Source organism: Streptomyces sp. NRRL S-244, from assembly GCF_000717915.1.
In the GTDB taxonomy this organism is placed as follows: domain Bacteria; phylum Actinomycetota; class Actinomycetes; order Streptomycetales; family Streptomycetaceae; genus Streptomyces.
This window is the reverse complement of record NZ_JOCX01000006.1, coordinates 93632-114114: the sequence shown is the minus strand read 5'-3', so window position 1 is coordinate 114114 and position 20483 is coordinate 93632. Positions and strand designations below refer to the sequence as shown.

The window sequence follows — 20483 nt, the reverse complement described above, 5'->3', positions numbered from 1 at the left end:
CCCGGAGTCCTGCCGGCGCCGCGGACCTGCGGTTCCTTTCGGGCGGGGCCGGCGGGCCGAACGGCCCAATCGGCGGTGGGGGCGGGCGGGAGCGGGGCAAGCGTGAAGGCGTGTCGGCCTCGAACGCTTCCCAACGACTCGGTTTCGCACTCCTCGGCGCCCTGCTGGCGGCCGGTCTGCTGCTTGCCGCGTGCCCGGCGCCGGAGGGCCGGGCGTCCGCCGGCGATCCGGGTGTGCGGACCGCCGCGCGCCGGGGGCCGTCGTAGGCTCCGGGGATGACACTCGACGAGCTGAACCAGGGCAAGTACGTCAGCCTCACCACGTTCCGCAAGGACGGAACGCCCGTCGCGACGCCGGTGTGGGCCGTGGCCGACGGGGGCGAGCTGTACGTGTGGACGCGCAGCGACTCCTGGAAGGTGAAGCGGATCCGCAACAACGGGCGGGTCACGGTCCGCGCCTGCGACGTGCGGGGACGGGTCGCGCAGGGGGCGGTCGAGCTGGAGGGCGAGGCGCGGCTGCTTGACGAGGCGGGGCTGGCGCGGGTGCGGAAGCTGATGTCACGGAAGTACACGTGGCAGTTCTGGGCCCTGGACGTGCCGGCCGCGTTGGTCCGGCGCGGGAAGCGCCCGCACACCGCGATCGCCGTCAAGCTTTGAGATTCCCGTAGCCCGCCCGTAACACCGGTGAGATCCAATGCGGGGCATGGAGACCGCGACTGCGCAGGCGATCGGTCAACTCTCGGGCTACTTACGCGGGTTGACGCAGAGACTTGATCTGGGGACGGGCTGGTACGGGGAGTTCCTGCGCCGGGATCCACAGGGCCTGCGGGACTGCCTGGACGGAGCCGCGATGCCGCCGTGGGACGTGGTGGAGTCGCTGCTCGGCGACCTCGAGGGGATCAGGGGCGCCGAGCTCGCGGCGCGGGAGCGGGAGTACGCGGCCCGGCTGCGGGCCGCTGCGGTCGGGGTGTGGGACAGGCTGCCGGGCGGCGCGGAGGAGCTCCGGACCCTGCTGGCGGCGGCCGCCGACCAGCGCTCCGTCTCGGAGGCGGCGACCCGCACCCTGACGGCCCGTCTGGGCGCGGCTCCGGACCCGGCGGAGGCGGAAACCCTGACCCGGGAACTGGCCTGGATCCAGGACGACACCGCCAGGGCCGCCTCCCGCCACGAAGACCTCATGTCCCGCCTCAGGGCCCTGGAGGCCCCGGCCGCCCTGCCGTCGTCCCACCCGGACCACTCCGCCCCGCCCGAGCCGGGGTGGTCCGCGGGCCCCGCCCCCGCCGAGGCCGGACCGCCGGCCGGGGCGTGGGCCGGGGTGGGGGAGGACGGGCCGGTGCCCGGGGTGCCGCGGCAGCGGCAGGCGGGGGAGGAGCGGACCGAGCCGCCCGTAGGACGGGCCGAGGGCCGGTGGCTGCGCGGGGCGCGGCGGGCCGGCGGGGCCCGGTACGCGGGCGCCCCGGCCGCGGCCCCGGCCCCCGCGCCCTTCACCCCGCCCCCCGGCCATCCGGCCGAGGCCGCCGCCGCACCCCGCGGAGCCCGCTTCGCCCACTCCGGGACCATCGGCCGCCCCCGCTTCGCCCCGCCCGAGCCGGAGCACTTCGCCCCGGCGGAGCCGGAGAGCCGGCCCGCCGCCCCCGGGTGGGATGCACGGGCCGGCGCCCCCGGGGCGGACGGGCCGGGACCCGGCGGGATCGCCGCGGTGATCGGGGAGTTGCTGGGGCTGCGGACCCAGGGGCGGGGCGGGGAGGCACACGCGCTGCTGTGCGAGGCCGCCGCATGGCCCGCCGCGCGGCTGCCCGGGTTCGCCGACGAGCTGGTCCGGGCCGGGCTCGGGGCGGACTGGGCCACGCTGCTCTGGGAAGCGGCCTCGCTCCCGCCCGAGCGGCTCGCCGCAGCGGCCGCCGCCCTCGGCGAAGCCGGCCGGCACGCCGACTGCGAGACCTTGCTGCGCCAGGGCGCGGCCCGCCCGGCCGCCGAGATCGCCGACGCCGCCCTGGCCCTGGCCGGGACCGGCCGGACCCGCGAGGCCGACGCCCTGCTCGGAGCCTTCGTCAAGGTCCGCACCGCCGAGGAGGCGGTCCGCCTCGCCCGCCGTGATCCGCAGTGGTTCACCCCCCGGCTGCTCCGGGCCGCCGAGGCCCTCTCCGACGCGCACCACCGTGACCTCGTACACGCCCTGCGGGTTGCGAAACCGCCCGTGCATTGAGCGGATTCGACCATCCGTTGTCATTACTTGATCGACTCACCCAACCGCGCACGGCGGTCTTGCCCCGCGGTGTGACGCGGCCTACGTTCTACTCCCTACGCACACCGTCTACGTGCGTAGAACTCGGCGTTCCCGTCGCGAGGAGCAGCTCATGGCCCAAGTCGTCCGCGCCGCACTCGTCCAGGCCACCTGGACCGGAGACACCGAGTCGATGATCGCCAAGCACGAGGAGCACGCCCGGCGGGCCGCCGCCGACGGCGCGCAGATCATCGGCTTCCAAGAGGTGTTCAACGCCCCCTACTTCTGCCAGGTCCAGGAACCCGAGCACTACCGCTGGGCCGAACCCGTCCCCGACGGCCCCACCGTCCAGCGGATGCAGGCGCTCGCCCGCGAGACCGGCATGGTCATCGTCGTACCGGTCTTCGAGCTCGAGTCCGAGGGCTTCTACTACAACACCGCCGCCGTCATCGACGCCGACGGCAGCTACCTGGGCAAGTACCGCAAGCACCACATCCCGCAGGTCAAGGGCTTCTGGGAGAAGTACTACTTCCGCCCGGGCAACCTCGGCTGGCCCGTCTTCGACACCGCCGTCGGCCGGATCGGCGTCTACATCTGCTACGACCGCCACTTCCCCGAGGGCTGGCGCGCGCTGGGCCTGGCCGGCGCCCAGCTCGTCTTCAACCCGTCCGCCACCTCCCGCAGCCTGTCGTCCTACCTGTGGCAGCTGGAGCAGCCCGCCGCGGCCGTCGCCAACGAGTACTTCATCGCCGCGATCAACCGCGTCGGCCAGGAGGAGTACGGCGACAACGACTTCTACGGCACCAGCTACTTCGTCGACCCCCGCGGCCAGCTCGTCGGCGAGGCCGCCAGCGGCAAGGAGGAGGAACTCCTCGTCCGCGACCTCGACTTCGACCTGATCAAGCAGGTCCGCGACCAGTGGGCCTTCTACCGCGACCGCCGCCCCGACGCCTACGGAGGGCTCGTTCAGCCGTGACCAACCCGATCCCCCTGCACAGCCGCCACCAGGCCGTACTGCCCGACTGGCTCGCGCTCTACTACGACCGCCCCATCGAGCTCACGCACGGCGAGGGCCGCCACGTCTGGGACGCCGACGGCAACCGCTACCTCGACTTCTTCGGCGGCATCCTCACCACGATGACCGCCCACGCCCTGCCCGAGGTCACGAAGGCCGTCTCCGAACAGGCCGGACGGCTCATCCACTCGTCCACCCTGTACCTCAACCGCCCGATGGTCGAGCTGGCCGAGCGGATCGCCGCCCTGTCCGGCATCCCCGAGGCGCGGGTCTTCTTCACCACCTCCGGCACCGAGGCCAACGACACCGCCCTGCTGCTGGCGACCGCGTACCGCCGCTCCAACCAGATCCTGGCGATGCGCAACAGCTACCACGGCCGGTCCTTCTCGACCGTCTCCATCACCGGCAACCGCGGCTGGTCCCCGACCAGCCTCTCGCCGCTCCAGACGTACTACGTCCACGGCGCCGTCCGCACCCGCGGCCCCTTCGCGCACCTCGACGACACCGCCTTCACCGCGGCCGCCGTCGCCGACCTCGAGGACGTGCTCGGCCAGGCCCGCGGCGGAGTCGCCGCCCTCATCGCCGAGCCGATCCAGGGCGTCGGCGGGTTCACCGCCCCGCCCGACGGGCTGTACGGGGCCTTCCGCGAGGTCCTCGACCGGCACGGCATCCTCTGGATCAGCGACGAGGTGCAGACCGGCTGGGGCCGCACCGGCGACAACTTCTGGGGCTGGCAGGCCCACGGCCGCAGCGGCCCGCCGGACATCCTCACCTTCGCCAAGGGCATCGGCAACGGCATGTCCATCGGCGGGGTCGTGGCCCGCGCCGAGATCATGAACTGCATCGACACCAACTCCATCTCCACCTTCGGCGGCTCCCCGGTGACCATGGCGGCCGGCGTCGCCAACCTCGCGTACCTGCTGGAGCACGACCTCCAGGGCAACGCCCGCCGCGTCGGCGGCCTGCTCCTGGAGCGGCTGCGCGCCATCGCCGCCACCGTGCCCGCCGTACGGGAGGTCCGCGGCCGGGGCCTGATGGCCGGCCTGGAGCTGACGAAGCCCGGCACCGACGAGGCCGACCCGGGCGCGGCCGCCGCCGTACTGGAGGCCGCCCGCGAAGGCGGCCTGCTGATCGGCAAGGGCGGCGGGCACGACACCAGCGTGCTGCGCATCGCGCCGCCGCTCTCCCTCACCGTCGCCGAGGCGGAAGAGGGCGCCGAGATCCTCGAACGGGCCCTGCACAGCATCGTGTGACCGGAAGGCGCCGCACATGTCCATCCGCACCCTCATCAGCGGCGGCCTCGTCATCACGGCCGCCGACGAGCTCCACGCCGACGTCCTGATCGAGGACGGCCGCGTCGCCGCCCTCGCGGCCCACGGCTCGGCCGCCGCCGAAGCCTGGACGGCCGACCGTACGATCGACGCGAGCGGGAAGTACGTCATCCCCGGCGGGGTCGACGCCCACACCCACATGGAGCTGCCCTTCGGCGGGACCGCCGCCTCGGACACCTTCGAGACCGGGACCCGGGCCGCCGCCTGGGGCGGCACCACCACCATCGTCGACTTCGCCGTGCAGAGCATGGGCCAGGCCCTGCGCCAGGGGCTCGACACCTGGTACGACAAGGCCGACGGCAAGTGCTCCGTCGACTACGCCTTCCACATGATCCTCTCGGACGTCAACGAGGGGACCCTGAAGGAGATGGACCACCTGATCGGGGAGGGCGTCACCTCCTTCAAGCTGTTCATGGCCTACCCCGGGGTCTTCTACAGCGACGACGGGCAGATCCTGCGCGCCATGCAGCGGGCCTCCGGCAACGGCGGGCTGATCATGATGCACGCCGAGAACGGCATCGCGATCGACGTGCTCGTCGAGCAGGCCCTGGCCCGGGGCGAGACCGACCCGCGCCACCACGGCGAGGTCCGCAAGGTCCTCCTCGAAGCGGAGGCCACCCACCGGGCGATCCAGCTCGCGCGCGTCGCCGGATCCCCGCTGTACGTGGTCCACGTGTCGGCCGAGGAGGCGCTGGCCGAGCTGGCCGCCGCCCGCGACAAGGGCCTGCCGGTGTTCGGCGAGACCTGCCCGCAGTACCTGTTCCTGTCCACCGACAACCTCGAAGAGCCCGATTTCCAGGGCGCCAAGTACGTCTGCTCCACCCCGCTGCGGCCGAAGGAGCACCAGGCCGCCCTCTGGCGGGGGCTGCGGACCAACGACCTCCAGGTGGTCTCCACCGACCACTGCCCGTTCTGCTTCCGCGGCCAGAAGGAGCTCGGCCGCGGCGACTTCTCCAAGATCCCGAACGGGCTGCCGGGGGTGGAGAACCGGATGGACCTCCTCCACCAGGCCGTCCTGGACGGTCACATCAGCCGCCGCCGCTGGATCGAGATCGCCTGCGCGACCCCGGCCCGGATGTTCGGCCTCTACCCGCAGAAGGGCACCATCGCGCCGGGCGCCGACGCCGACATCGTCCTCTACGATCCGCACGCCGAGCAGGTCATCTCCGCCGAGACGCACCACATGAACGTGGACTACTCGGCGTACGAGGGCAAGCGGATCACCGGACGCGTCGACACCGTGCTCTCCCGCGGCGAACTCGTCATCGACCGGCGCGAGTACACGGGCCGGGCCGGCCACGGGGTCTTCATCCCCCGCTCCACCTGCCAGTACCTCTAAGGAGCCGTGATGGACTTCGGCCTCGTCCTCCAGACCGACCCGCCCGCCTCCCGGGTCGTCAGCCTCATGAAGCGCGCCGAGCGCAACGGCTTCCGCTACGGCTGGACCTTCGACTCGGCGGTCCTGTGGCAGGAACCCTTCGTCATCTACAGCCAGATCCTCGCGAACACCCAGAAGCTGCACATCGGGCCGATGGTCACCAACCCCGGCACCCGCACCTGGGAGGTCACCGCCTCCACCTTCGCCACCCTCAACGACATGTACGGCAACCGCACGGTGTGCGGGATCGGCCGCGGAGACTCGGCGATGCGGGTCGCCGGGCGCAAACCGAACACCCTGGCCCGGCTCGGGGAGGCCATCGACGTCATCCGGGACCTCGCCGAGGGCAGGGAGGCCGAGGTCGACGGCAATCCGCTGCGGCTCCCGTGGGTCCAGGACGGGAAGCTCCCCGTCTGGATGGCCGCGTACGGGCCGAAGGCGCTGGCCCTGGCCGGCGAGAAGGCGGACGGGTTCATCCTCCAGCTCGCCGACCCCTACCTCACCGAGTGGATGGTCGGCTCCGTCCGGCAGGCCGCCGAACGGGCCGGGCGCGACCCGGACGCGCTCACCATCTGCGTCGCGGCGCCGGCGTACGTGGGCGAGGACCTGGCCCACGCCCGCGACCAGTGCCGCTGGTTCGGCGGGATGGTCGGCAACCACGTCGCCGACCTCGTCGGCCGCTACGGCGAACACTCCGGGATGGTGCCGGACGCCCTCACCGAGTACATCAAGGCCCGCGAGGGCTACGACTACAGCCACCACGGCCGCGCCGGGAACCCGTCCGCCGACTTCGTGCCCGACGAGATCGTGGACCGCTTCTGCCTGCTCGGCCCGCCCGAGGCCCACATCGAGAAGCTGCGGGTCCTGCGCGACCTGGGCGTGGACCAGTTCGCCGTGTACGACATGCACGACGCCCAGGAGGCCACCATCGACGCGTACGGGGAGCACGTCATCCCGGCGCTCCGGACCTGACCCCACAACCCCAGACCCCCGACCGCCTCCCGACCCGAAGGGGCGTGCGCACATGCCGGACCACCCGATGGGCGCCACCGGGGACCGCGTCGAGCTAGCCCCCGGCGCGGTCCCCTCCGACGGCCGCTTCGCCAACCCCGACCTGCTCCCCGTACCGGTCGCGGACCGGCGCTGGACCACGTACAACTTCATGGCCCTGTGGGTCGGCATGGCGCACAACATCCCCTCCTGGCTGCTCGCCTCCGGGCTGGTGGCCCTGGGGATGGACTGGAAACAGGCCGTCTTCACCATCGCGCTGGCCAACATCATCGTGCTGGGGCCGATGCTGCTCACCGGGCACGCCGGCCCCAAGTACGGGATCCCGTTCCCCGTGCTGGCCCGGGCCTCCTTCGGGATGCGCGGGGCCAATCTGGCCGCGATGATCCGGGCGGCCGTGGCCTGCGCCTGGTTCGGGATCCAGACCTGGATCGGCGGGTCCGGGATCTACGTCCTGCTCGGCAAGGTCTTCGGCGGCTGGGAGGGAGCCGCGGAGATCGGCGGCGAGCCGTGGCCGCTGTGGCTGTGCTTCGCCCTCTTCTGGGTCCTCGAACTCGCCATCATCTACCGGGGGATGGAGGCCCTGCGGCGGTTCGAGAACTGGGCCGCGCCGTTCGTCATCGTCGGCGCGCTGGCCCTGCTCGTGTGGATCGGGGTGAAGGCGGGCGGCTTCGGTGAACTGCTCGACCAGCCCTCCCGGCTCGGCTGGGGCGCGGAGTTCTGGACGGTGTTCTTCCCCGCCCTCATGGGGATGATCGCCTTCTGGTCCACGCTCTCGCTCAACATCCCGGACTTCACGCGCTTCGGCGCCGGGCAGCGCTCCCAGATCCTCGGACAGACGCTCGGGCTGCCGACGACGATGACCCTCTTCGCGCTGCTGTCGGTGTTCGTCACCTCCGGCTCGGAGGCGGTGTACGGGGTGCCGATCTGGGATCCGGTCGAGCTCGTAGCGAAGACCGACAGCGTGTTCGGGCTGCTCTACGCCCTGGTCACCGTACTGATCGCGACGATCTCGGTGAACATCGCGGCCAACGTCGTCTCCCCGGCGTACGACCTGTCCAACCTGGCGCCCCGCCTGATCGACTTCCGCAGGGGCGCCCTGGTCACGGGGGTCGTCGGCGTACTGATGATGCCGTGGAAGCTGACCTCCACCCCCGAGCTGTACATCTTCACCTGGCTCGGCCTGGTCGGCGGGCTGCTCGGCACGGTCGCCGGCATCCTCATCGCGGACTACTGGATCGTGCGGCGCACCCGGCTGTCGCTGCCCGACCTCTACCGGGCGGGCGGGCCGTACTGGTACACGGGCGGCTGGAACGTCCGGGCGCTGGCGGCCTTCGCGGTCGGCGGGGTGCTGGCCATCGGCGGCTCGCACTCGGCCCCCGGCAAGGGCCCCTTCCCCGAGGAGGGCCTGATCCCCCTCCTGAAGCCGCTCGCGGACTACGGCTGGGCGGTGGGCCTGGCCGCGTCCATGCTGCTCTACACGGCGCTCATGAACAGGGTGCCCCCGGGTTCACCGGGGGGCCATCCCGAGTACGACGGACCGACATGACGACCGGTGGGGTTTGTCAGCCGGGCGTGGTGTGATGGGGGCATGATCGAAGAGTTCCTGGCCCAAGACCTGTCCGCAGTGGAAGAAGCGATCCGCAAGGCGGCGGCGGTCGAGATCATGCCGAGATTCCGGCAGCTCGCCGACCACGAGGTGGACCAGAAGAGCGGTCCGCACGATCTGGTGACCGTCGCCGACCGCAAGGCCGAAGAGCACCTCACGGCCTCCCTGACGCACCTGCTGCCCGGCTCCGCCGTCGTCGGCGAGGAGGCGGTCCACGCCGACCCGACCGTGTACGGGGCGCTGCGCGCCGACGCGCCGGTCTGGATCGTCGACCCGGTGGACGGCACCCGGCAGTTCGTCGCCGGAGACCCGGCGTTCTGCACCCTGGTGGCCCTGGCCCACCGCGGCGAGATCCTCGCCTCCTGGACCTTCGCCCCGGCGCTGGAGGAGCTGGCGACCGCCGTGCGCGGGCAGGGCGCGTACGTCAACGGCGAGCGGATCCACAGCGGTTCGCCCGAGCCGGGCGCCGACCTGCGGGTCGCGATGGCCCACCCGCTGTACACCTCCGACGAGGACAAGGCGACCCTGTCCCGGCTCGACGTGCCCGGGGTCGCGGCCCGGCCCTGCGGCTCCGCGGGTCTGGAGTACCTGAAGGTGGCCCGCGGCGAGATGGACGGCCTCGCCTTCACCTGGCCCTCGGCGTGGGACCACGCGGCCGGACTGCTGCTGGTCGCCGAGGCGGGCGGCGCGCAGAGCACCGTCGCCGGGGTCCCGTTCCGGGTGGACCGGGACAACGAGCTGCCGTTCGCCGTGGGCCGCGACGAGGCCACGGCCCTGCGGATCCGCGAACTCCTGCGCGGGGCGTGAGCCGCTTCGTCCGGCCCGCGGCCGCCCGGCCGGGCGCGGACGGGCCGGACGGGGGCCCGTATGGACGGGGCGAATATCCTGGGAGCGCAGCCGCCGCCGGACGAAGGAGTCTCAAGGTGCCGTCGATTCTCGATGCGGTCGTGGTGGGGGCGGGGCCCAACGGGCTCACGGCCGCCGTCGAGCTGGCCCGGCGCGGCTTCTCGGTGGCCGTGTTCGAGGCCGCCGAGACGGTCGGCGGCGGGGCCCGCACCGAGGAGCTCACGCTCCCGGGCTTCCGGCACGACCCCTGCTCGGCCGTCCACCCGCTCGGCATCGGCTCGCCGGTGTTCTCCACCATGCCGCTGAAGCGGTACGGGCTGGAGTGGCTGCACGCCCCGCTGCCCATGGCGCATCCCTTCGACGACGGCACGGCCGCCGTGCTCTCCCGCTCCGTCTCCGAGACGGCCGCCTCCCTCGGGCCGCGCGACGCGGGCACGTACCGGCGGCTGGTGCAGCCGTTCCTCGGCAAGTGGGACACCCTGGCCCGGGACTTCATGTCCCTGCCGTCGACCGCCCTGCCCCGGGACCCGCTCACCCTGGCCCGCTTCGGGCTCGCCGGACTGCCGCCCTCCACCTGGCTGCTGAACCGCTTCCAGGACGAGCGGGCGCGGGCGCTGTTCGCCGGGCTCGTCGCGCACGTCATCGCCCCGCTGGGCGGGATCGCCACGAGCGCCGTCGGCCTGGTCTTCGCCCTGGCCGCACACGCCAACGGCTGGCCGATGCCGCGCGGCGGCTCGCAGTCGATCTCGGACGCCCTCGCCGGGTACCTGCGCGACCTCGGCGGCGCGGTCCACACCGGCTTCGAGGTCAAGCGCCTCGACGACCTGCCGCCGGCCCGGGCCTACGTCTTCGACACCTCGCCGACCGCGCTGGCCCGGATCGCCCGGCTGGGGCGCGCGTACGACGGGTACAAGTACGGCGCCGCCGCGTTCAAGCTCGACTACGCGCTCTCCGGCCCCGTGCCCTGGACCGCCGAGGCCCCGCACCGGGCCGGCACCGTCCAGATCGGCCCGCGCGCCCGGGACATCGACGCCGCACTCCAGCTGGCCACCGGCGGGCGGGCCCCCCGCAACCCCTTCCTGATCACCGCCCAGCCCAGCCTGGTGGACCCCGGCCGGGCGCCCGAGGGCAAGCACGTGTTCTGGGCGTACGGGCACGTCCCCGCGGGCTGGGGCGGCAACCTCACCGACGCCGTCGAGCGGCAGATCGAGCGCTTCGCCCCCGGCTTCCGCGACCTGGTGCTGGCCCGCGCCACCGCCGGCCCGCCGGAACTGGCCGCCCGCAACCCCAACTACGTCGGCGGCGACATCGCCTGCGGGGCGGCCTCCGGGCTCCAGCTGCTGCTGCGGCCCAAGCTGTCCGCGTTCCCGTACTCGACGGCCCACCCGGCCGTGTTCCTCTGCTCCTCCGCCACCCCGCCCGGCCCCGGAGTGCACGGCATGTCCGGGCACAACGCGGCCAAGGCGGTCTGGCGCCACCTGCGAAAGGCCTCCTGATGGTGCGCATCACCCTCGTCCGGGGCGACATCACGGCCGAGCACGCGGACGCGATCGTCAACGCCGCGAACTCCTCGCTGCTCGGCGGCGGGGGCGTGGACGGCGCCATCCACCGGCGCGGCGGCCCCGAGATCCTGGACGCCTGCCGCGCGCTGCGCGCCTCCCGGTACGGCAAGGGCCTGCCGACGGGCCGGGCCGTGGCCACGACGGCGGGCCGGCTCCCGGCCGACTGGGTGATCCACACGGTGGGCCCGGTCTGGTCCCGGGACGAGGACCGCTCGGCGCTGCTGGCCTCCTGCTACCGCGAGTCCCTGCGGGTCGCGGCCGAGCTGGGGGCCCGTACGGTCGCCTTCCCGGCGATCTCCACCGGCATCTTCGGCTGGCCGATGGACGACGGCGCCCGCATCGCCGTGGAAACGGCCCGGGCGGCCGCCGCGGCGCCCGTGGAGGAGGTCCGTTTCGTCCTCTTCGACGAGAAGGCGTACGCGGTCTTCGAGGCGGCGCTGGGGTAGCCCCCCCGGGTCGGGGGATCCGGCGGATGTGGGCGGGGGTGTCGGTGGGGGTCGATAGGCTTCTGGGATGAGCCTTGTCGACGCCCCCACCGAGACCCCCGATGCCCTTGAGGTGCTGCACCGCGTCTTCGGATACGACTCCTTCCGCGGCGAGCAGCAGCAGATCATCGAGCACGTGGCCGGCGGTGGCGATGCGCTGGTCCTGATGCCCACGGGCGGCGGCAAATCCCTCTGCTACCAGATCCCCGCGCTGGTCAGAGCCGGTACGGGCGTGGTGATCTCGCCGCTGATCGCGCTCATGCAGGACCAGGTGGACGCCCTGACCGCCCTCGGGGTGCGGGCCGGGTTCCTCAACTCGACCCAGGACCCGTACGAGCGGCAGGCCGTCGAGCAGGCCTTCCTCGCCGGTGAGCTGGACCTGCTGTACCTGGCGCCGGAGCGGCTGCGCACCGAGGGCACCCAGCGGCTGCTCGACCGGGGCACGGTGTCGCTCTTCGCGATCGACGAGGCGCACTGCGTCGCCCAGTGGGGCCACGACTTCCGGCCCGACTACCTGGCGCTGTCGATGCTGCACGAGCGCTGGCCCAAGGTGCCGCGGATCGCGCTGACGGCGACGGCCACCGAGGCCACGCACGCCGAGATCGCGGCCCGGCTGGGCCTGGCGGAGGGGGAGGCCCGGCACTTCGTCGCCAGCTTCGACCGGCCCAACATCCAGTACCGGATCGCCCCGAAGAACAACCCGACCCGGCAGCTGCTGGAGCTGATCCGCACCGAGCACGACGGGGACGCCGGAGTCGTCTACTGCCTGTCGCGGGCCTCCGTGGAGAAGACCGCCGCCTTCCTGGTGGAGCACGGCATCGACGCGGTCGCGTACCACGCGGGCATGGACTCCCGTACGCGCGCGGCGAACCAGGCGCGCTTCCTGCGGGAGGACGGGGTCGTGGTGGTGGCCACGATCGCCTTCGGCATGGGCATCGACAAGCCGGACGTGCGCTTCGTGGCCCACCTGGACCTGCCGAAGTCGGTCGAGGGCTACTACCAGGAGACCGGTCGCGCCGGGCGCGACGGGGAGCCGGCCACGGCCTGGCTCGCGTACGGGCTCCAGGACGTGGTGCAGCAGCGCAAGATGATCGAGGGCTCCGAGGGCGACGAGGCGCACCGCCGCTCCCTGGCCGCGCACCTCGACGCGATGCTCGCGCTGTGCGAGACGGTCGAGTGCCGCCGGGTGCGGCTGCTCGCGTACTTCGGGCAGGCGGCCGCCGGGCCGTGCGGCAACTGCGACACCTGCCTGACCCCGGCCGAGTCCTGGGACGGCACGGTCGCCGCGCAGAAGCTGATGTCCACGGTGTGGCGGCTGGCGAAGGAGCGGCGGCAGAAGTTCGGTGCCGGCCAGATCATCGACATCCTCCAGGGCAAGAAGACGGCCAAGGTCATCCAGTTCGACCACGACGCGCTGTCGGTGTTCGGGATCGGCACGGACCTGAGCACCGCGGAGTGGCGCGGGGTCGTACGGCAGCTGCTGGCCTCGGGGCTGCTGGCGGTCGAGGGGGACTACGGGACGCTGGTGCTCACGGACGCCAGCGGCGAGGTGCTGGGCGGGCGCCGCAGCGTGCCGATGCGCAAGGAGGCAGCGCCGGCCCCCGCGGCCCGCAAGTCCTCCGGCTCGGGCTCCGGCTCCGGGAAGGCCGGGCGGGTCCCGGTCGACCTGCCGGCGGCGGCCGTGCCGGTGTTCGAGGCCCTGCGCGCCTGGCGGGCCGCGACGGCGAAGGAGCAGGGCGTCCCCGCGTACGTGGTCTTCCACGACGCGACGCTGCGGGAGGTCGCGACCCGGCTGCCCGGCACGGTGGAGGAGCTGGGCACGATCAGCGGCGTCGGTGAGGCCAAGCTGGCCAAGTACGCCGAGGGGATCCTGGCCGCGCTGGCCGGGACGGGCGCCGCCGCGGCCGCGTCGCTCCCGGTCCCGTCGCCCCAGGCCCCGCCGCAGGCCGCGGCGCCGGAGCCCCCGGCCCCGCACGCCGACGAGGAACCGCCCTTCGACTTCGACGACACGGACCCGCCCTGGGACGACTGGGAGTAGGCCGGGCCGCGGGCCGGGAGGAGGTACGGGAGGAGGTACGGGGAGGGTCAGGCCGCGTCGGCGGCGCCGTCCTCGTCCGGATCCTCCTCCTCGGCCCCGTCGGGGTGCGCGGTGCACGGCGGGCACAGGCGGGCGTACTCCGCCATGACCTCCTCGACCGTCTCCTTCTGCTTGCGCTCGCACGCCGCCTTCCGCGTCTCCTCCTTGCACAGCAGCTCGGCGCGGGCGCCCTCCAGTACGGCGATCGCCTGCCAGCCCTTGAGCACGCACAGCAGGGCCTTGCACAGGCAGTCGACGAACTCGGAGACGCCCGCGAACCCCCGCCAGGCCTCCGCGATGCGGCGGAGCAGCACCAGCAGCCGCGCGTAGAGGCGTACGACGTCCTTGCCCAGGACCGCGTCGCACACGTCCGCCAGCAGCTGGGCCGCGTCCGTCTTGATCTTCGCCGCGCGCTCCGGCAGCGCCGTCAGCTCCCCGTCCAGGTCGGTGAAGCAGGCCGCGGCCTTCAGGGTGTCCGCCGTGTACCGGGCGATGCGCGCCGAGAGCGTGGCGACCGTGTCCTCCCTGCCGACCGTGTCGTCGAAATCGCACCCGCAGTCGTCCACGCAGCAGCCCCAGCCGCCCGCGCAGCGGCGGATCTCGTCGAAGACCTTGTCGACGGCCTGGTGCAGACAGTGGCGCTGCTCGTGGGTGACCCGGCAGCGGATCTGTTCGCGCACCTTGGCGAGCGTCGCCGCCGCCTCGTCCAGATCGGTCTTCGCGGCCAGCCGGGCCTTCGTGTACTCGGTCCGGGCGCTGTTGAACTTCGCCTGAAATTCCCGTAGTTGGGGCAGGTGCTGCTGGGTGACCTCGGCCCGGCGCTGGATGCCCGCGGCGACGCAGGCGAGTTCGTCGATCGCGCCGGGATCGCAGCCGCCCGTAGGGGTGCCGGCCGGGGGGTGGTGCGCGGTGCTGCTCATGTGGGCTCTCCTGGGTGAGGGGGCAGGCGCACCCGAGTGTGGGCCCCGCGGTGTCACCGGTTCGTCGCCCGGCCATCGCCGCCGCCGGGCCGCGCAACGCGCCCGTGACGGGAGGGGCCGCAGCATCGGCCCATGGCTGGATACCGGGCACTCGCCGCCGTGGGGCGCAGCGTCGTCGCGCTGCTCAACCGGCGCTTCGCCGAGGAGATCCCGGCGGGGCGCCGCCCGGAGGCCGTCCTCGCCGGGCCCGTCGACTTCGACAAGGTGGACACCCCGGGCTCCGTCATCCGCAATCCGGCGGTGTCCGTCTACTGCTACCGCCTGAGCATCGACCGCGAGACCCGGCCCGCGCTGGCGGCGATGGCCGCGCAGGACGGGCTGCCCCGGCTGCCGCTGCGGATGCACCTGATGATCGCCGCCTGGGACCAGTTCGTGGAGGCGGAGCTCGAATGGCTGGGGCTGGTCGCCCGGATCCTGGAGACCGAGGGCCTGCTGACCGGGCCGCTGCTGCACCCGAGCGGGGACTGGCTCGCGGGGGACTCGGTGCAGATCGTCCCCGACGAGCTGGCGATGGACTCGATGAGCGAGGCCTTCCAGGCGATGACCACCGACTACCGGCTCTGCCTGCCGTACGTGGCCCGGGTCATCCGGATCGACGGTCCAGCCGGGCCCGCCGCGGGCGAGGTCACCGTGGTCGCCGCCGGGACGTCGGCCGGGTCGTCGGCGGGGTCGTCGGCGGGGCCGCTCCGATGACGCCGGGGACCGGCGGCTCTGGCGGCCCGGACCGGCGGATCACCGTGGAGGCCGGTCCGGTCGACGTACTGCACCGGCTCGCGCTGGCCGTCCGGCCCCTCGACGCCAGGAGCCGCGCCGCCGCCGGGCCGGGGCTGCGCGTGGGCTGCGAGAGCGACCCCGTACCGGGCCGCCGCCGGCGCCGCCCCGACGGCCCGGTCCGCTCGCTCGAAGGGCACGGCGCCACCGGGTTCGTCCTGCGCCACGCCACCGCGGGCGGCCTCCCCGCCGCCGTCACCGTACGGGTCGACGACCCCGCCCGGCGCTGGATACCCCGCCGCTTCTCCGTACCGCTGTGGACCCGCGCCGAACTCTCCGGCGCCGATGAGCGGCCGCCCACCGCCCCCCATGTCCCCGCCGCCGCCCGCCTGTTGATCCCCTGGCTGCTGCCCGGCCCCGCCTACCCCGTACCGCGGGGCACGACCGGCCTGCGGCTGCGCGTCGTACGCCCGGACGCCGCCGCCACCCCCGTGCGCTGGCCGCGGGTGGACGCCTTCGGGCCGGGCGGCGTCCCGCTCGGCTGGGCCCACGGCGACGAGCACGGCCAGGTGCTGCTGCTGATCGACGGGGTCGGAGTGCTCCCGTACCCGGCCCCCTCCCGGTTCGCCGTCGCCCTGCGCACCCACGCCCCCGACCCCCGCGCGGACGCTCCCGCCGATCCGCTGGCCGACCTCGTCGCCGAGCCGATCGTCCGCAGCGCCAACCCGCCCCGCCCCCAGGACCTCGACAACGCGGTGCTGCGCGGCACCGCCCTCCCGGCCGGATACCGCACCTGCGCCGCCGACACCGTCCGCGCCCTCACCGTCGGTCAGGTGGTCCACGCCGCCGACCTGCCGCACGCCCCCGCCTGACCCGTGACCGAGGAGACCCGTACATGCCCGAGTACCTGACCCCCGGCGTCTACGTCGAGGAGACCAGCTTCCGCTCACGGTCCATCGAGGGCGTGCCGACGAGCACGTTCGCCATGGCGGGGCGCACCGAGTACGGACCGGTGCCGTACCTCCTTCCGGGCGGTCCCACCGTGCTGCCCGGACCGGCACTGGTCACCAGCTTCACCGAGTACGAACGGGCCTTCGGCGGACTGAAGATCGGTGACGAGGACTGCCAGCTCGCCCTCGCCGCCCGGGCCTTCTTCGCCAACGGCGGACGCCGGCTGTACGTCTCCCGGGTCTTCCCGTTCGTCCGCGCGAGCGCCGCCGAGGACGCGCCCCCCGCCGTCGACGCCAACTTCGCCTCCCTGGCCGTCCCGGCGACGGGCACCCCGCTGCTGTACTGGCGGGCCCGCTGGCCGGGCTCCGCGGGCGCCCGGATCGCCGTCACGGTGACCTTCCGGCGCGGCAAGAACATCCTGATCGCCGGCAGCGACGGAGCGCCCCGGCTCACAGGCGTCCAGCCGGGCGCCGCCGTGGAGCTCGTCCAGCTGACCGGCGGGAACGTGCCCTCCCTCTCCGACGACACCCCGCCGGTGCCCGCCAACGTCAGGACCGTCGTCCGCCGCGCGGACGGGGTCCTCGGCTATCTGAAGGGCCAGGACGACTTCGAGCCCGTCGCGGCCGGCACCGCCGTCTTCCACCTGACGCTGGCCGTCACCGTACGCCTGGGCGAGCGCGTCGACGTGTACAACGAACTGGAGCTCGACGACCGGCACCCGCGCTCGGTGGGCAACGTACTCCAGGCCGCCGATCCGGCCGACGAGTTCTCCCTCGTCTGGCTCGACACCGCAAGGCCCGCGGCCGGAACGCCCCCGCCCACCCCCGGCGCCCGGCTCGCCGCCCTGCTCACCCTCGGGCAGCCCGGCGCCCACCTGACCCGCGGCGGCGACGGGCTGGAACTGTCCGCGCAGGACCTGGGCGGCAAGGAGGCCAATCCCGACAGCCTCACCGACCCCGCCCGCGGGCTCGGCGCGCTGGCCGAGATCGACGACATCGCCATCGTCGCCCTCCCCGACACCGTGACCCTGGCCGCCGGAGAGCAGAAGACCGCCGTCGACCTCCTCATCGGCCACTGCGAGCGGCTGCGCTACCGGATGGCGATCGTCGACCCGCCCCGCGACAGCTCGATCTCCGAAGTGCGCCGGTTCCGCGCCCAGTTCGACACCAAGTACGCCGCGCTCTACTACCCCTGGGTCCGGATCACCGACCCGAGCCGGCGCCCCGACCCGGGCGCACCACCGCCGGTGATCGACGTGCCGCCGTCCGGGTACGTCGCCGGCGTGTACGCCCGCAGCGACGTCGAGCGCGGGGTGCACAAGGCCCCCGCCAACGAAGTCCTCCTCGGCATCAACGACTTCACCGCCAACGTCACCTACGACCGGCAGTCCGTCCTCAACCCGGAGGGCGTCAACGCCCTGCGCTTCTTCGAGGGCCGGGCCCGGCGGGTGTGGGGCGCCCGGACGATGAGCTCGGACCCGGAGTGGAAGTACGTCAACGTGCGCCGGCTCTTCATCTACCTGGAGCACTCCATCGAGAAGTCCACCCAGTGGGCGGTGTTCGAGCCGAACAACGAGCGGCTGTGGGCCTCCGTACGGCAGACCGTCGAGGACTTCCTGATCACCGTCTGGCGGACCGGGGCCCTGCTCGGCACCAAGCCGGAGGAGGCCTTCTTCGTCCGCTGCGACCGCACCACCATGACCCAGAACGACCTCGACAACGGGCGGCTGATCTGCCTGATCGGCGTGGCACCCACCTACCCCGCCGAGTTCGTCGTGTTCCGCATCGGACAGTTCACGGCCGACGCGCAGCGCAGCTGACACCCCGCAGAACGGGAGGTACCCCCATGGCCACGCGCAACAATCCCTACGGAGCCTTCAACTTCCTCGTCAAACTCGGCGACACCGGCGGCGAGGACCAGATCGCCGGCGGCTTCTCCGACTTCAGCGGAGCCGGCAACGAGGTGAAGTTCTCCGAGTACCGCAACGGCAACGACCCCGAGAACCACGTCCGCAAGATCGCCAACACCAATACGACCAACGACGTCACCCTCAAACGCGGCATCATCGGCGACCTGCGGCTCTTCAACTGGATCAAGGCCACCCGCGAGGGCGCCTACGACGCCCGCACCGTCACCGTCACCCTGCACGACGAGGGACGACAGCCGGTGTGCGCCTGGGTGCTTCGCGCCGCCCAGCCCAAGAAGTGGGTCGGCCCCACCCTCACGGGCAAGGGCGGCGGGGAGGTCGCGATGGAGGAGCTCCACCTCGTCGCCGAACGCATCGACTTCCAGTCCCTGTGAGCCCGCCCGGACTGCGGCTCGGGGCGCCCGGGGTCTACCGGGACGCCCGCCCGGCGGCGCCCTCCTTCCGGCCGGTGCGCCTGGACGTCGCGGGCTTCGTCGGCGTGGCATCCCGCGGGCCCGTCGACGAGCCGGTCGCCGTCGACCGCTGGAGCGACTACCAGCGGTACTTCGGCGGATTCGAGGGGCCCGGGCTGCTGCCGTACGCGGTACGGGCCTTCTTCGCCCAGGGCGGGGTACGGGCCCACGTACTGCGGGTGGCTCCGCTGCCGCGCGCCCCGCACCCCGCCGCCGAGGAGGCCTGCGCCCTGCACCGCACCGTGCTGGCCCGCTCGGACGCGCCCGGCGCCGACCCCGGCCGCGGCGCACCCTGCGCGATCGGGCTGCGCGCCCGGAACGAGGGGAGCTGGGGCGGGCGGCTCTCGGTGCGCTGGGAGTTCACCGCCTCCGGGCAGTTCGAGGCCGCCGCGACCGGCCCGGAGCTGGCCCTGCCCGAGGGGCGCACCCCGCCGGCCGGTTCCGTGCTGCGGGTACGAGGGCCGGGGCTGCCGGCCGCCGGGAGCTTCTTCCGCGTCCTCGCACTGGCCGAACGGCAGGAGGCGTCCGGGCTGCGCAGCCGGGTCGCGGTCCTGGACCGGCCGCCCGGCGGTGGAGGCGCGGCCGGCCGCGGCCCCCGCCCGCTGACCGTCGAGGCCGAGCTCGTCACCGCCACCGTCACCGTGGCCGACGGCGACCCGGCGTACCCCCGCGGGGAGCGGTTCGCGGAGCTCGGCCTGGGCCCCGCGCACCCCCGGTACGCCGCCTCCGTACTGGCCGCCGAATCCCTGCTGGTCGCCCCCGACGGGCCGTGGCCCGGGGCGCTGCTCCCGCCGGACGGATACCTCGGCTCCGCCCTCTCCCGCCCCGTCCGCCCCGGCGCCGACCGCTACGGGGCCATCGGCGCCGACAGCTTCCAGGGGCCGGTCCCCGCCGGACTGCTGCCCGTCGGCGGCGCCGAGAGCGCCGAGGAGTCCGGGGCCGGGCAGGTCGTCGGGATGGACCGGATGGCGCTGGTCCCCGAGGTCGCGCTGCTCTGCGTCCCCGATCTGCTCTGGCAGTACGGCGAATCGCCACCCGCCACCGAGACCCCGCCGCGGGAGGTCGGAAGCCGCTTCGCGCCCTGCCCGCCGCCGCCCGTGCCCGTGACCCTGCACCCGGCCCGGCCGCGCGCCCTGCTCCTGGACGGCGCCGCCCAACTGCCCGAGATCCTGCGGCGCCAGCAGCGGCTCGTCGCCCTCGCGGAGCGCCAGCGGCGGTTCGTGGCCCTCCTCGACGTGCCGCCGGGGCTGCCGGTGCGCGCCGTCGCCCGCTGGAGGGCCGCCTTCGACAGCACGTACGCCGCCGCGTACCACCCCTGGCTCGGGGTCGTCGCGCCCGAGGACCCGGACCGGGTGGCCGTGCACGTCCCGCCCTGCGGGTTCGCCGCCGGGATCATCGCCGAGCGCGAGCGGAGCCTCGGACTGCCCTGGGGCCCGGCCAACGCCCTGGCCGCCGGAGCCGTGACCGCCGCGCAGCGGCTCGGCGACGCCGACTGCGACGAGCTGCACCTGCTCGGCATCGACGTGTTCCGCGCCGAGCGCGACGGCTACCGGCTCGCCTCGGCCCGCACCCTCTCCCGGGACCCCGACCACCGCCAGCTCAGCGTGCGCCGGCTGATGACCATGCTCCGGCTCGTGCTCGACCGGCAGGCGCAGGGGCTGGCCTTCGAGCCGCACACCCCGCAGCTGCGGGACGCCCTGCGCACAGCCGTCGTCCAGCTGCTGCGCGGGCTGTACCGCAGCGGCGCGTTCGCGGGCGACTCCGAGGACGAGGCCTTCTTCGTACGGTGCGACGAGCGCCTCAACCCGGGCTGGTCGCAAGGGCTCGGACGGCTCGTCGCCGAGATCGGCGTGGCCCCCGCCCAGCCCCTGGAGTACCTCGTCCTGCGGATCGCGCAGGACGCCGACGGCGCCGTGGCGGTGACATGA

Annotated in this window: 17 protein-coding genes; 16 read left to right on the top strand and 1 reads right to left on the bottom strand. The window is 73.9% G+C overall.

Annotated elements, in window-relative coordinates; all coding sequences use genetic code 11:
* The first annotated feature begins 275 nt into the window (after positions 1-275).
* From IF02_RS0109350 to recQ, 11 genes are all read left to right on the top strand, one after another.
* Positions 276-656: a PPOX class F420-dependent oxidoreductase gene (locus tag IF02_RS0109350; protein WP_030155222.1), complete on the top strand. Its 381-nt coding sequence runs from the start codon at positions 276-278 to the stop codon at positions 654-656.
* 46 nt (positions 657-702) lie between these two features.
* Positions 703-2205 carry a hypothetical protein gene (locus IF02_RS35905; protein ID WP_030155220.1) on the top strand — a complete coding sequence of 501 codons (1503 nt, stop codon included), beginning with the start codon at positions 703-705 and terminating at the stop codon, positions 2203-2205.
* A 151-nt stretch (positions 2206-2356) separates the two neighbouring features.
* Positions 2357-3199, top strand: coding sequence for a nitrilase-related carbon-nitrogen hydrolase (locus tag IF02_RS0109340; RefSeq protein WP_030155218.1), 843 nt, complete (start codon positions 2357-2359; stop codon positions 3197-3199).
* The gene (locus tag IF02_RS0109335) at positions 3196-4491 is read left to right on the top strand and encodes an aspartate aminotransferase family protein (RefSeq protein WP_234318141.1); all 1296 of its coding nucleotides are present in this window, start codon (positions 3196-3198) and stop codon (positions 4489-4491) included. The genes IF02_RS0109340 and IF02_RS0109335 overlap by 4 nt, the downstream gene beginning before the upstream one ends.
* Before the next feature lie 16 nt (positions 4492-4507).
* Positions 4508-5908 (top strand): dihydropyrimidinase, encoded by a 1401-nt coding sequence (hydA, locus tag IF02_RS0109330; protein ID WP_030155214.1) that lies wholly within the window; start codon positions 4508-4510, stop codon positions 5906-5908.
* A 9-nt stretch (positions 5909-5917) separates the two neighbouring features.
* Entirely contained in the window at positions 5918-6919 is a 1002-nt protein-coding gene (locus tag IF02_RS0109325) for a TIGR03842 family LLM class F420-dependent oxidoreductase (RefSeq protein WP_030155212.1), read from the top strand.
* A gap of 52 nt (positions 6920-6971) precedes the next feature.
* Positions 6972-8504, top strand: coding sequence for an NCS1 family nucleobase:cation symporter-1 (locus IF02_RS0109320; RefSeq protein WP_051696042.1), 1533 nt, complete (start codon positions 6972-6974; stop codon positions 8502-8504).
* A 42-nt stretch (positions 8505-8546) separates the two neighbouring features.
* Entirely contained in the window at positions 8547-9371 is an 825-nt protein-coding gene (locus IF02_RS0109315; RefSeq protein ID WP_030155207.1) for an inositol monophosphatase family protein, read from the top strand.
* Positions 9372-9487: 116 nt separating this feature from the next.
* A complete protein-coding gene (locus tag IF02_RS0109310; RefSeq protein ID WP_030155205.1) occupies positions 9488-10906 on the top strand; it encodes a phytoene desaturase family protein in 1419 nt (472 codons plus the stop codon).
* Entirely contained in the window at positions 10906-11418 is a 513-nt protein-coding gene (locus tag IF02_RS0109305; RefSeq protein WP_030155203.1) for an O-acetyl-ADP-ribose deacetylase, read from the top strand. Before IF02_RS0109310 ends, IF02_RS0109305 begins: the two co-directional genes overlap by 1 nt.
* A gap of 67 nt (positions 11419-11485) precedes the next feature.
* Positions 11486-13495, top strand: coding sequence for a DNA helicase RecQ (gene recQ, locus IF02_RS0109300; protein WP_030155201.1), 2010 nt, complete (start codon positions 11486-11488; stop codon positions 13493-13495).
* Positions 13496-13542: 47 nt separating this feature from the next.
* On the opposite strand, the gene IF02_RS0109295 is transcribed toward recQ, so the two are convergent.
* Positions 13543-14454: a hypothetical protein gene (locus IF02_RS0109295; RefSeq protein WP_030155199.1), complete on the bottom strand. Its 912-nt coding sequence runs from the start codon at positions 14452-14454 to the stop codon at positions 13543-13545.
* A gap of 132 nt (positions 14455-14586) precedes the next feature.
* Here IF02_RS0109295 and IF02_RS0109290 point away from each other — a divergent pair, with 132 nt between their 5' ends.
* Genes IF02_RS0109290 through IF02_RS33055 form a run of 5 tightly spaced genes read left to right on the top strand, consistent with a single transcriptional unit; the run spans position 14587 to position 20483 of the window.
* Positions 14587-15207, top strand: a complete 621-nt coding sequence (locus IF02_RS0109290; RefSeq protein WP_078621978.1) for a DUF4255 domain-containing protein — start codon at positions 14587-14589, stop codon at positions 15205-15207.
* Positions 15204-16097 carry a hypothetical protein gene (locus IF02_RS0109285; RefSeq protein ID WP_030155195.1) on the top strand — a complete coding sequence of 298 codons (894 nt, stop codon included), beginning with the start codon at positions 15204-15206 and terminating at the stop codon, positions 16095-16097. Before IF02_RS0109290 ends, IF02_RS0109285 begins: the two co-directional genes overlap by 4 nt.
* A gap of 23 nt (positions 16098-16120) precedes the next feature.
* A complete protein-coding gene (locus IF02_RS35415; RefSeq protein ID WP_030155193.1) occupies positions 16121-17995 on the top strand; it encodes a phage tail sheath family protein in 1875 nt (624 codons plus the stop codon).
* A 26-nt stretch (positions 17996-18021) separates the two neighbouring features.
* The gene (locus IF02_RS0109275; RefSeq protein WP_030155191.1) at positions 18022-18477 is read left to right on the top strand and encodes a phage tail protein; all 456 of its coding nucleotides are present in this window, start codon (positions 18022-18024) and stop codon (positions 18475-18477) included.
* Positions 18474-20483, top strand: a complete 2010-nt coding sequence (locus tag IF02_RS33055; RefSeq protein WP_051696041.1) for a phage tail sheath subtilisin-like domain-containing protein — start codon at positions 18474-18476, stop codon at positions 20481-20483. The genes IF02_RS0109275 and IF02_RS33055 overlap by 4 nt, the downstream gene beginning before the upstream one ends.